The organism is Robbsia sp. KACC 23696 (genome assembly GCF_039852015.1).
Lineage (GTDB): Bacteria > Pseudomonadota > Gammaproteobacteria > Burkholderiales > Burkholderiaceae > Robbsia.
This window is the reverse complement of record NZ_CP156627.1, coordinates 617,086-628,877: the sequence shown is the minus strand read 5'-3', so window position 1 is coordinate 628,877 and position 11,792 is coordinate 617,086. Positions and strand designations below refer to the sequence as shown.

The 11,792-nt window shown below is 60.7% G+C and carries 10 protein-coding genes; 2 read left to right on the top strand and 8 right to left on the bottom strand.

Annotated features, from left to right (window positions below; genetic code table 11):
• Nucleotides 1-35: 35 nt before the first annotated feature.
• The 3 genes from ABEG21_RS17605 to ABEG21_RS17595 are packed head-to-tail and all read right to left on the bottom strand — an operon-like array spanning nucleotide 36 to nucleotide 3,017.
• Complete coding sequence (locus tag ABEG21_RS17605; protein ID WP_347557922.1) at nucleotides 36-878, bottom strand: glycosyltransferase family 2 protein; 843 nt, start codon at nucleotides 876-878, stop codon at nucleotides 36-38.
• Complete coding sequence (locus tag ABEG21_RS17600; RefSeq protein WP_347557921.1) at nucleotides 863-1,933, bottom strand: hypothetical protein; 1,071 nt, start codon at nucleotides 1,931-1,933, stop codon at nucleotides 863-865. The genes ABEG21_RS17605 and ABEG21_RS17600 overlap by 16 nt, the downstream gene beginning before the upstream one ends.
• The gene (locus ABEG21_RS17595) at nucleotides 1,926-3,017 is read right to left on the bottom strand and encodes a glycosyltransferase family 4 protein (RefSeq protein WP_347557920.1); all 1,092 of its coding nucleotides are present in this window, start codon (nucleotides 3,015-3,017) and stop codon (nucleotides 1,926-1,928) included. Before ABEG21_RS17595 ends, ABEG21_RS17600 begins: the two co-directional genes overlap by 8 nt.
• A 321-nt stretch (nucleotides 3,018-3,338) precedes the next feature.
• Between ABEG21_RS17595 and ABEG21_RS17590 the strand changes: the two genes are divergently transcribed.
• The gene (locus ABEG21_RS17590) at nucleotides 3,339-4,637 is read left to right on the top strand and encodes a cation:proton antiporter (RefSeq protein ID WP_347557919.1); all 1,299 of its coding nucleotides are present in this window, start codon (nucleotides 3,339-3,341) and stop codon (nucleotides 4,635-4,637) included.
• 53 nt (nucleotides 4,638-4,690) lie between these two features.
• Here ABEG21_RS17590 and ABEG21_RS17585 read toward each other — a convergent pair whose 3' ends face one another.
• The 5 genes from ABEG21_RS17585 to ABEG21_RS17565 all read right to left on the bottom strand — a co-directional run bounded on the left by ABEG21_RS17585 (nucleotide 4,691) and on the right by ABEG21_RS17565 (nucleotide 10,060).
• The gene (locus ABEG21_RS17585; protein ID WP_347557918.1) at nucleotides 4,691-6,046 is read right to left on the bottom strand and encodes an MFS transporter; all 1,356 of its coding nucleotides are present in this window, start codon (nucleotides 6,044-6,046) and stop codon (nucleotides 4,691-4,693) included.
• 80 nt (nucleotides 6,047-6,126) lie between these two features.
• On the bottom strand, nucleotides 6,127-7,137 hold the full coding sequence (locus ABEG21_RS17580) for an amidohydrolase family protein (RefSeq protein ID WP_347557917.1): 1,011 nt from the start codon (nucleotides 7,135-7,137) through the stop codon (nucleotides 6,127-6,129).
• A 20-nt stretch (nucleotides 7,138-7,157) separates the two neighbouring features.
• Nucleotides 7,158-8,468 carry an MFS transporter gene (locus tag ABEG21_RS17575; protein ID WP_347557916.1) on the bottom strand — a complete coding sequence of 437 codons (1,311 nt, stop codon included), beginning with the start codon at nucleotides 8,466-8,468 and terminating at the stop codon, nucleotides 7,158-7,160.
• A gap of 246 nt (nucleotides 8,469-8,714) precedes the next feature.
• Nucleotides 8,715-9,599 (bottom strand): LysR substrate-binding domain-containing protein, encoded by an 885-nt coding sequence (locus ABEG21_RS17570; protein WP_347558071.1) that lies wholly within the window; start codon nucleotides 9,597-9,599, stop codon nucleotides 8,715-8,717.
• 158 nt (nucleotides 9,600-9,757) lie between these two features.
• The gene (locus ABEG21_RS17565) at nucleotides 9,758-10,060 is read right to left on the bottom strand and encodes a hypothetical protein (protein WP_347557915.1); all 303 of its coding nucleotides are present in this window, start codon (nucleotides 10,058-10,060) and stop codon (nucleotides 9,758-9,760) included.
• Between the two features lie 132 nt (nucleotides 10,061-10,192).
• Here ABEG21_RS17565 and ABEG21_RS17560 point away from each other — a divergent pair, with 132 nt between their 5' ends.
• Nucleotides 10,193-11,713, top strand: a complete 1,521-nt coding sequence (locus tag ABEG21_RS17560) for an IMP dehydrogenase (RefSeq protein ID WP_347557914.1) — start codon at nucleotides 10,193-10,195, stop codon at nucleotides 11,711-11,713.
• Nucleotides 11,714-11,792 lie beyond the last annotated feature (79 nt).

The window sequence follows — 11,792 nt, the reverse complement described above, 5'->3', positions numbered from 1 at the left end:
GCGGTTTCGTGCGTGTCGCAGCGCAACGTTTGCAGTCAGTGGGGTGCATCCGAACAGAGGCAGGATGCGATTTCTTCGGCAGTGGGTGCGCGATGCACGTCGATGTCGGTGCCCCGGACATGAATATAGCCACGTGCCTCGAAAGCGTTCAGCCAGCCGAGCATTGGCCATTCCTGCCATTTTTCGCGAAATCGCCGTGCGTTCTCGACGATGTCGGCGAAGTGGTTCAATGGCGGATCGTACGATGCGTGATGCTGGTGGAAAGCGAGGGCCGCGGAGCCAAGCAGACGGATCCCTTTCTCCCGAGCGGAAAAGCTGAAGTCGGTGTCTTCGCCGCCGTATCCCCGATAGGCATCGTCGAATCCGCCGGCGCGAGAAAAGGTGTCGCGATGGCAGGCGAAATTCAAGGACCAGAAAAGCGGGTAGGGGACGGGAGCGCCATCGATTCGGTCGGCATGAAGCGGATGCAGTGACGATAGCGCTGTCAGACTATCGATCGTCTCCATCTCGAAGTCGATGGCTTGGGGCAGATAGCGAACACAGCCTTGGTGAATGGCGGCAGGATCGCGCCGGAGCGCGGCGCGGTGTGTCGCGACGAAAGACGGAGCGGGGATACAGTCGACGTCGAGGAACACAAGATGGTCTCCACGCGCCGTCGCCGCCGCAACATTGCGTGCTGCAGCAAGCGGCAAGCGGGCGTGCGCTGTGTCGAGGGTTCTCGTAATAATCGGGAAACGCTTCGACTCCCGAGGCGCCGCCGCTTCGTTCATGTGAATGATGACGAGTTCGTTCGGGGGGACGACGCCCTGTTCCAGGCCCCTGATCAGATTGACGAGGTGCTGCGCCCGGCCGTGCACGAGGGTCAAGACACTGAGCATGCGGGCCTCGACAAGGTCTCGCGCCATACCCGTTCGGCGCATTGTTCGATCGCCGTCGCGGCGGTGCGCGCACCGTGAGCGACATGTGCCTGCCAAGCGTCGCGTTCGAACGCCGCCGCGCGGGCGAGCAAGGCAGGCCATGCTGCCGCCTCAGGCCAGGCGCGGCAATACACGGCGAGGCCAAGACGTTCCAGAATTTCCGAGGTCGCAATCTGCTCGTTAAACGGTCGCTCGTCCGCATAGCAAATGAATCGCGCCTGCAGCGACGCCATTTCAGCGACGACGTTGTCGCCAGCGGAGCCGATGACGACATATGACTGTCTTAAAATATCGCCGGGCGACGCGACGACGCCCATGAAGCGGAGGTTTTCGGGATAATCGTACAACGGAACGTCCCGAACCGGCCCGAGAACGGTCCATTGCCAATCCGGCGTGGCCTCGGCGGCCGCGCGCAGATGCGCGGCCGTTAAAGCGGTGCCGCCATGACCGATGAGGACAGCCACCGTTTGCGGCACGGACGCGTCGGTCATCGCGCATGAGTCGAACCGCGATATGAATCCCGAATACAGCGTCTTTTCGCGCCATTCGTCGTTGGTGCGGGCTTGCGCAAAGGATTCTGGGAAAGGCGCCAGCAGCAGGCTTGCCGTCGAATAGGCCAACATGTGCGGCAGGTCCGTGCGCATCCCGTTTTGTCTTATATAAACGGTGGGCACCGCGCATAGACGGGCGAGTAGTGCCACTTCGACCGATACGTCGACGATCAACAAGCAGGGCCAGTTATCACGAAACCAATCGGCCATGACCGCCATGCGTTGTGCGATCCCCGCGACGGCTAGTGGCGCGTAATGCAATCCTGAAACCGCATATTCGTGTTCTCGTCCGTCGACGTCTATAGGCAGGTGCACGATGTCCACGGTCGATGACGCGTCGTCTGGCGGCGCGGCGCTGGTGAAAATCGTGATGGGCCCGTGTAAGTGTCGAGCGATCTCTAGCGCGCGCCGCACATGCCCGCTGCCGTGATGGTGCGCATAGTAGGCAATGCGGACGTCAGACATGGACCGCCCCGCCAACGGCGGTCTCGTGCAGCAGCCTCTCGTAATTGTCCAGCATGGTTTCCCGGCCCCAATGGATCTCGGCGTGGCGGCGACAGGCCGTGCGATCGAGCGTCCTTGCTTCCTGTATCGCGCGGGCAAGCGCGGCGATATCGTCGGGCTTCGCCAAAACACCCGTTTCCGGCGTCAGCAATTCGGCCAATGCACCTCGCCGATACGCTGCCACGGGCGTACCACAGGCGAGCGCTTCCGCGACGACCAAGCCAAACGGCTCGTCCCAGCATGGCGATACGACACAGACGGCCGCGTGCTGCACGCGCTTTACCAACGCTTCTCGCCCGAGATGTCCCAGGTACACCGCATTGTCGTCCAGACGCGGGGCGATTTGATCTCGGAAATACGCTTCATCGTTGGCCTGTCCGGCAAAGTCCAGTGGTACGCCGGCAAGTTTTGCCGCGTCGATTGCGTGATGCAGGCCCTTGTCCGGCACAATTCTTCCGAACCAAATCGCGCGTTGCCCTTTCGGCATCGCATTCGGCGCCCATGAAGACAGATCGATGCCATTGTGGATGACATCGCATTCCCCAACCAACGCCGACCACCGGTCGGCGTTGGCATGCGAGACGGTGCAAATACGCTGCGCCGCTTTGGGGCGCAGCGCAGCGAATGCATTAGTCAGTTCGAAGAAGGGCGGTGTATGAAGCACCGTCAGCATCGGGGTTTCGATCAGACCGCCCATCGTGATGGGAACGTAATGAAGCGAATTGTTGAACACGACGTCGAAACGGTGGGCGTCCATACCTTGCATGCATTGCATATACGCAAGGTGCTCGTCGAGATATTCGCGGAAATAGGCTTCTTTCTTACCGCGTGTATCCAGCCCGAGCGGGCCGTAGTTGTCATCGCTGAGAATCGATGTGTGTTCGAGTTCTGGTGCCGAATGGGAGCTTGCAAACAGGGTCACGTCATGGCCGCGTTCCTTCAGTGCCATCGTGACATCGTAGGTAAACGCCTCGAGCCCACCGGAGAACGGCTGGCGAATCGGATGTTTAATATGCGTTAGAATGCCAATTCGCAGCCGTTTCATGTATCCCCGCTTATCGAGTGATGTCCGTCATTGCATTAAGGTTTCCTGATCTATTGCGTCGTTCATCCTGGTGAGCGCACAGACTCGATCCATCGCGGGTTGAATCAGGCAGACGCGATGCCGCCACGTTGGATATTCCCCGCTTAGCTGTCAGCAATTTGTATGCCTGGGCTGACGTTTTCGCGAGCCATGCCGGTTCCAGCCGAGCGCCCGCTGCTACATGCCGTGGTTCGATATGGCGTAGGGCAGGGCAAGCCGGAACGACGGTATCATCGATGCATGGCTGTGTGATGCGGTGCGCGGTCTGCTATCGGAAAACGAATGGACGAAATGTTGTGGTTTCTCGTGGTCGGCTGCGTGCTGATCTTCATGGGGATAGCGAACACCGCTTTCAAGCATTTGCCTGTGACCAGCGCAATGGCCTATCTCGCCATCGGCGTAGCGGTGGGGCCGATCGGCTTGCACCTGCTTGAAGTCAATGCCAATCACAATACCGCCCTGCTGCGTCAGATAACCGAAGTCGCGATGCTGGTGTCGCTGTTCGCCATCGGCCTGCGGGTCCGCCTGCCGCCGACGGATCGCCTATGGATGTTGCCGCTCCGCTTGGGGATCGTCGCGATGCTTTTCACGATCCTGCTCGTGGCGGCGGGCGGCATTTTCCTGCTTCACTTGACGTTGGGGCAAGCCATTCTGCTAGCCGCGATTCTTGCGCCCACCGACCCGGTGCTGGCACACGAAGTCCAAATCAGCGCCCCTGGCGATGTGGACCTGCTGCGCTTTTCGCTCACCGGCGAGGGGGGATTAAATGACGGGATCGCGTTGCCTTTTGCACTGTTGGGTATTGCGGTGTGCAATTACGAGGCCGTGCCGACGCAGGTGCTGAGTTGGCACTTCGCGGGGGCTGCGATATGGGGCACGGTGGGGGCGCTGCTGGTGGGCTGGTCGCTGGGGGAGCTGGCCGTGCGGGTGATCGTCTGGCTTCGCACGCGGCATGGCATGGCCCTCGGCCCGGAAGGGTTCTACGCGCTCGGTTTGATTGCGTTGTCGTACGGCCTCGCCGAGCTGGCGCATACGTACGCCTTCCTGGCCGTGTTTGCTGCGGGCCTTGCCTTGCGCCGCGTCGAACACCAAGCGAGCGGCGACAAGTCGGTCAACGAATCGCTGGGCAGCATCAAAACCGATAACATTTCCGAGACGGCGGCCGATCCGCAGCGCGCCCATGCCTATGTAGCGGAACGCGTCTTGGGCTTCACCGTTGAATTGGAGCGTATCGCGGAAGCGGTGGTCATGGTAATGATCGGCAGCGCGATCGTCACGGTCTGGCCGGATATCCTGAAATGGCAGACGGTGGTGGTGGTCGTCCTCCTGTTTCTGATTGCACGTCCGCTGGCGGTTTTTCTCTCGCTATTGGGCTCTCCCGCGACGCGCGCTCAGCGTTATCTGATCGGCTGGCTGGGCATTCGCGGCGTCGGCTCCTTCTACTATCTGCTCTACGCGCAGGAGCATGTGCCAAAAGTCGCGACGCTGCTCAATCCCATCGTGATGGGCGTCATCGTCGCGTCGGTCGTCCTGCATGGCGTCACGTCCACGCCATTGATGAAGATTTACAGGCGGCCGTAAGCGCGACATCCAACGCATCTCGAATGTCTCTACGGTCGCCGCACGACCGCGCCTCAGTCCGGTCGCGGCTCGTCGATGGTCAACAGGGCGACAAAACTGATCAGCGAGCCGATCGCCATGAACAGGAACACATAGCCCCATCCGTAGGAATCCAGCAGCATGCCGGTCGCCAGCGGGGTCATCGCACCGCCCAGTTGTCCGCCCATATTCACGACGGCCCCTGCCATCGGGAGCGTTTCACGGGTAGTCATCGCCATCGGGTAGGCCATATAGGCCGAGAAACCAAGGCTCAGCAACACACCGGTCATGAACAGCAGAATGCCGAAGGCAGCCGGTTCGGCCGGAGAATGGATCAGGGTGTACATCATGACCGCCGTTGCCAGTGCCGAAATCATCATGCCCGGCTTGCGGCGCTTCATGAACACGCGGTCCGACATCCAGCCCCCGAGCAGATTGCCGATGACGGCGCCCACCCAAGGCATGGCGGCGACCCATCCCATATTCATGACGGAGAACTTTTTCACCGTCAGCAAATACGTCGGGATCCACGCCAATAACACGCTCGAAATCCCGAGCTGGAAGCAGTAGCCCAGCGCCGCGCCGTAGATATTCCATGACCGAAATATCGCCTTATTCGACGTCAACACGGTCACGTCCCGCGTGCGCATCAAGCGATCGAGCGCCGACAGAAGGGGATGCGGCGCCGCCGCCTGCTTGATCGACGCAGACGAATCGATTGCAGCCCCCGCCGTGTTCTGCGACGGCGCGCCACCGATATATTCGACCTCTTCCGCGTTGCAGTACCGGCTGTCGGACGGCCGATCCTTTACCAGCAGATACCAAACCAAGGACAGAAGCACGCCCGGAACGGCAAAGACGTAGAAGATCTCGCGCCATCCCCAGAGTGAGACGATCGCCGCGCACAGCGGCGGTACGATGACGGGCCCAAATTTCACGGACGACAGGAAGATGCCGGCCGCCGTGCCTTTTTCTTGTGGCGGAAACCAGTTATTGATCGTGGCGGAGATGCCGATCGGCAGCGGTCCCTCGGCGAGCCCAAGCCCGAAGCGGAAGAGCTTCAGCGCGAAAATCGACGCCGACGTGCCGATCATGCCGGTAAAGATCGACGTCAGGATCATCGACCAGGAAAAGATGCGGCGCACGCCGAGTCGCCCGATGATGAAGCCCGATGGCAATTGCGCCAGGGCATAGGCGAGCAGAAACAGGCTCAGCAAGGCGCCTGCCTCCGTATTCGACATCGCGAATTCCTTCCGGATGAAAGGAAGGGCGACGCCGATGTTGGCGCGGTCGGCGGCAGCGATCGTGTAAATCACGAAGACCAGGCCGATGACGACCCAGCGAAAACGGCTGCGCCGTACGGCAAGCTGTCCGGTAGCAACGGTTTTCATATGTCTCTTCCTTATTGTCTTTGGTGATGCCCAGTGCGATGCGATGCGGGCGCATCGGCATGCGTTCGCGCCGCCCGTTACTACGCAAGGTGCTGCGCGAGTCGCGGATAGACCCGCTGCGCGTTCAGCGCGTAGATACACGCCTTGTCGGCGGCGCTGAGGTGGGGCAATGCATCAATATAGCGTTTGGTATCGTCGTAATCGTGTCCGGTCTCCGGGTCGATGCCGTTTACTGCGCCAATCGTCTCGGAGGCGAACAGGATGTTTTTGACGGGAATCACCTTCGCAAGCAACTCGGTGCCTGGATGATGATAGACGCATGTATCGAAAAAAACATTGTTCAACACGTGCTCCGACAGCAGCGGGCGCCCCATGCTTTGCGCCAGTCCGCGAAAACGCCCCCAGTGATAGGGGACCGCACCGCCGCCATGCGGGATGACGAAGCGCAGCGTGGGGAAGTCGCGAAACAGATCGCCCTCCACCAATTGCATGAATACCGAGGTATCGCCATTCAAATAATGCGCGCCGGTGGCATGGAAGTTCGGATTGCACGAAGACGAGACGTGGATCATCGCGGGGATGTCGCGTTCCACCATCGCTTCATAGAGCGGATACCAATAGCGGTCGGTCATCGGGAGCCCGCTCCAATGGCCGCCCGACGGATCGGGGTTCAGATTGCAACCGATGAATCCCAGCGTGTCGACGCACCGCCGTAATTCCGAGATGCAGTCGTTGAGGCCGACACCCGGCGTTTGCGGTAATTGGCATACGCCGACGAAATGCTGCGGGAAGAGCGTGCAGACGCGGTGAATCAGATCGTTACAGGCCGTGGACCATGCGACATTACCGGACGCGGTGCCCAGGTGATGGCCCATACTCGCCGCGCGGGGCGAGAAGATCGTTAGATCGGTTCCCCGTGCCCGCTGTACGCGTCGCTGTCCCGATTCGATGCTCGCGCGGATCGCGTCATCGCTGATCGATGGCAAAGCGGGCACCGGCAGGCCATCGCGCAGCGCGGCAAGCTGTTTGACGCGCCATTGTTCATGCTCGGGCGGCGAGGTCGTGTAATGCCCGTGACAATCGATGATCATGAGAAGTCCCTTTCGGTGATTCAAAGGCGGTGCGAGGCCGGTGTCGCCGACACGTGCGTCGTCCGGTCCTCTCGCATCGTCAAGGCGATAATGGTCGCCACCGCGAGGAAGGCGGCGATCGTCAGCAAGGCCGCGGTGAAATTACCGGTGGCGTGGCGGACCAGGCCGATAGTCCAGGGACCGATGACGCCACCGAGCTGTGCGATCGTATTGATCAATGCGATGGTGGCCGCGCCCGCGGCGCCCGTCCGGTATGAGGCGGCCAGACTCCAGAACAGCGGATTCCCCGCATAGAGGAACAGTCCTGTGAGGCAAAGCAGCGCGTAGGCCAGGATGGGATTGCCGGCGTACGCGCTGCCGGCAATAGCGAGCCCGCTGATGCCATAAACGAATGCAAGATGCTTCTTGCGGTCGCCGGTACGATCGGAGCTACGGCTGATGATGACGGTCCCGAGCACGCCCAGCAAAGGCGGGGCCGCCGACAGGAAGCCCACCTCGATATTCGAGAGCTGGCCGAGTCCCTTGATGATTTGCGGCAACCAGAGGAACAGGCCGTAGATCCCTACGAGCGCGCAGCCGAAGAGGGCGGCGAGGGACCACACGCGAGGGTCCTTCGCGACCTCGAGAAAGCGCACGTGCGTGCCGGTGCCCAGACGCTCTCGCTCCGCCGCGAGCGTGGTTTCGAGCCACTGTTTCTCGGCGGGCGCGAGCCAGTTCGCGTCGGCAGGCTTTTCCGTCATCCAGCGTAGCGTCAGGAAGCCCAGAACGACCGCGGGCGCGCCTTCGCAAAGGAACATCCATTGCCAGCCGTGCAAGCCACCCAGGCCATCGGCATAGGTCATCAAGGTCGTCGAGATCGGGCCGCCGAGAACGGCCGAGAAAGAGCCGGCGATGATGTAGCCGCCTACGGCGCGGGCGCGATAGCGTTCGGGGAACCACTGCGTGAGATAGACCGCGACACCCGGGAGAAAGCCTGCCTCCATCACGCCCAGCAGAAAGCGCACCGCGTAAAAGCCGTAAGCGTTCGAAACGAAGGCGGTACCCGCCGCGACCGCGCCCCAGGTAATCAGGATTCGTGCCATCCAGCGGCGCGCGCCGAAACGATGCAGCAACAGATTGCTCGGTACTTCGAGCAGCATATAGCCGACGAAGAAAATGCTGCCGGCAAAGCCGAATACCGAAGGACCGAAGCCGAGGTCCGCATTCATATCGAGCGAGGCAAAGCCGATATTGATCCGGTCCAGGTAATTCACGAACATCATGGCAAATAGCAAGGGCAGCAAGCGCCGGAAAAGCTTGCGCATGGTGGCCTGCTCGATTTCATCTCGCATCGCCGTCTCCAGAGCTACGCGACATCACCGCGATAGGCGCGCGGCGCATCCGTATTTGTCTTATGGAGATAGATGGTACGGTCAGCCCGTCAGCGCGTCCAACATTGGCTCCTTATGCTTCTATAAGCAAAACGTTATAGTGCGGCAGGGGAAACCCTTGTCTGGACGAGGGGCCGCGCCATCGGTCGCGGCAGGCGAAGCGCTCGCCGATGCTTGTTCGATGCCGGCAGCGTCGTGCGATTGGCTTCAGGCCGTCCCGAGCAAGCAGCGCAGGAAAGCTTGCAGATGCGGCGAGGGATCGTTGAGTCGATACGTGGCGGCCAGCGTCGAACGCGAGGCGGACCCGGGGCCTTGCACCCGACGCCAGACTACATCGGAGCGCACCCGTTTGGCAACGGATTCGCCGACGACGGTGACGCCCAGGCCCGCCGCCACCAAGGCGATCGCCGTTTGAATTTCGTGCGTCTCGTGCGCAATGTGCGGAACGACGCCCGCTTCATGGAACATATCGATGACCGACTGTTTGAACCGTGCGCTGCGATGGGTTGGATAGAGAATCAATGGCGTGTCGCGCAAGGACTCGAGCGTGACACGCCGATGCTTGGCCAATGGATCATCACGCGCCAGCAGGACGACCTTCGCTTCGTCCAGTAAGGTGTGCATGCCGCAGCCGGGGGAGGGCATGGGCTCGCGCCCGATTCCGACATGAATTCGATAATCGTCGAGCGCGGCGCCTTGCTCGTCGGTGAGCATTTCGAGCAGCTTCAATTCGACTTGCGGATAGTCGCGATGAAAGGCCTTGAGGGCTGGCGGCAGGATGCTGTACATCGACGAGCGCGTGAAGCCGATGCTGAGCCAGCCGTGTGCCCCCTTGCCGATCTGCAACGCGCCACGCGATGCATGATCGGCAACGCTGAGGATGCGCTGCCCTTCGGCACAGAGGAATTGCCCGGCTTCGGTGAGTCGCGGCGGTCGTCGTGATCGATCGACGAGCGTGGTGCCGATACGGGCTTCCAGCGCCCGAATCTGCTGGCTTAACGCCGGTTGCGCGATATGCAGTCTCGCTGCCGCACGGCTGAAATTCGCTTCTTCCGCGAGGACGATCAAACACTGCAGTGCGCGCAGACTCAGCATGAACCGCCTCCCATATGCCCTGTTCCGGGTGGAACGTGGGCACATGATAATGCAAGCGCAACGGTGTTGGCGGCGCGCGAAGTGCGCGTCGGCGACGCGAATGTCGATGGCCTCGAAGGGCGCGACAAACGGGTCCCCGCGACTGCGACCTCGCCCTATTCATGAATGCGTTCGATGGGACGATGCCGCCTGTCTCTGCGTCTATCGCCTTGCAAATCAAAAAGCGCCGCGATGCCATCGACATCGGCGACGAATGGTAAGCGGTTCTTGAAGGGCATCCACTGAGCTTTGCGCGAATCACTATGCAGGCCATCGCGCCCAGCGCTTCTTGATGGCGGTTTGCGGTACACCAGGATGCCGCATGTTTGTCGTAAAATAGGCCCATAATTCCCGATCTTCAGCGCCGTTTTAAAAACCATTGTGCTTGGTTGTAAGGTATGCAATCTCGGAATAGTCACGACGTCTCTATCGTGGCCCGGTCGGGGCCTGCGTCTAGGCGCGAAGCGGGACGCGTTTTACGGCAAAATCCATTATCGAGCACGCCGCCGACCGCTTAGGGGCGGCAAAGACTCTTATATACGGAGTAAGACATGGCAAAAGTACTGCTGGAACCATCGCGGACCTTTGGCGAATTTCTCCTGCTGCCCAATCTCACATCCGAGCAAACCACGCCGGCCAATGTGTCCTTGGCGGCGCCTCTGGTGAAATTTAAGACGGGCGATAAGCCGGATCTCACGCTCAATATTCCGTTCACCTCGTCGATCATGCAATCGGTGTCCGACGACGGCATGGCTATCGCGCTAGCGCGGGCAGGCGGAGTCTCCTTCGTCTTCTCGAGCCAGTCGATCGCCAGCCAGGCGAATATGGTCGCCAAGGTCAAGAAATATAAGGCCGGCATGGTCGAAAGCGACTCGAACGTCGCGCCGGAGGCGCTGGCGTCGTCGCTGGTTGCGCTGAAGCAGCAAACCGGGCACTCGACCGTTGCCGTGACGCATGATGGAACGGCGCGCGGGAAACTGCTGGGTATCGTCACCTCGCGCGATTACTCGCAAGAGGACTTCGACCGGGGCAGTCTCGTGGCCGACATCATGACGCCGGTTGAAAAGATCATCTCCGGCGTGGACGGGATGCCATTGAAGGATGCCAATGCCCTGATCCGCCGCAACAAGCTCAATGTCTTGCCGATCCTCGACAAGAACGGCTATTTGTCTTCGCTGGTGTTCAGAAAAGACTACGACGAGCATGTGAACAACCCACGCGAATTGCTGGATGAGAAGAAAAAGCTGTTGGTCGGTGCCGGCGTCAACACCCGCGATTACGAGACCCGGATCCCTGCGCTTGTCGACGCCGGCGCGGATGTGTTCTGCATCGACTCGTCGGACGGCTATTCGGTCTGGCAGAAGCACGTGATCGATTTTGTCCGGACGAAGTATGGCGACAAGGTCAAGATCGGTGCCGGAAACGTCGTCGATGCGCGCGGCTTCAATTACCTCGCCGAGGCCGGTGCGGACTTCGTCAAAGTCGGCATCGGCGGTGGCGCGATCTGCATCACCCGAGAGGAAAAGGGCATCGGCCGAGGACAGGCGTCGGCCTTGATGGACGTGGTAACGGCACGCGACGAATATCAAGCACGGACCGGTGTGTATATTCCGATCTGCTCGGACGGCGGTATCGTCTACGACAATCACATGATCATCGCCTTGGCGATGGGCGCCGATTTTCTGATGATGGGCCGTTATTTCGCGCGATTCGACGAGAGTCCCGCGGCGCTGGTGAAGTTGGGTTCCAGTTACTACAAAGAGTACTGGGGCGAAGGTTCGAATCGTGCGCGAAACTGGGAACGCTACGATGCGGGCGCCGAAGCGGGCGCGAAGAAGGGCCTGTTGTTCGAGGAAGGCGTCGATGCGTATGTGCCATACGCGGGGCGCTTGACGAAGAACGTCGAACTGACGCTCGCGAAAATCAAGTCGACGATGTGCAGCTGCGGCAGCCTCACGCTGCGCGAGTTTACCGAGACGGCGGTCTTGACCGTCGTCTCGGCAATGAGTCTTCGGGAAGCCGGCACCAGCGATGTCTTGAAAAAGGAAGACTCCGGTATCCGGAACGTTTGATGCCCTCATCACGCGAGCGCGCCACTGCCCCGTCCTTTTTGCAACTGGTGACTTTCCTGGCGGCCGTATTCGCTCTCGG

Excerpts from the sequence above, each read along its gene's own strand:
- ABEG21_RS17585 (WP_347557918.1), bottom strand. The coding sequence starts at position 6,046 with ATGAAAACCGTTGCTACCGGACAGCTTGCCGTACGGCGCAGCCGTTTT.
- ABEG21_RS17580 (WP_347557917.1), bottom strand. The coding sequence starts at position 7,137 with ATGATCATCGATTGTCACGGGCATTACACGACCTCGCCGCCCGAGCAT.
- ABEG21_RS17595 (WP_347557920.1), bottom strand. The coding sequence starts at position 3,017 with ATGAAACGGCTGCGAATTGGCATTCTAACGCATATTAAACATCCGATT.
- ABEG21_RS17600 (WP_347557921.1), bottom strand. The coding sequence starts at position 1,933 with ATGTCTGACGTCCGCATTGCCTACTATGCGCACCATCACGGCAGCGGG.
- ABEG21_RS17560 (WP_347557914.1), top strand. The coding sequence starts at position 10,193 with ATGGCAAAAGTACTGCTGGAACCATCGCGGACCTTTGGCGAATTTCTC.
- ABEG21_RS17575 (WP_347557916.1), bottom strand. The coding sequence starts at position 8,468 with ATGCGAGATGAAATCGAGCAGGCCACCATGCGCAAGCTTTTCCGGCGC.
- ABEG21_RS17590 (WP_347557919.1), top strand. The coding sequence starts at position 3,339 with ATGGACGAAATGTTGTGGTTTCTCGTGGTCGGCTGCGTGCTGATCTTC.
- ABEG21_RS17605 (WP_347557922.1), bottom strand. The coding sequence starts at position 878 with ATGCTCAGTGTCTTGACCCTCGTGCACGGCCGGGCGCAGCACCTCGTC.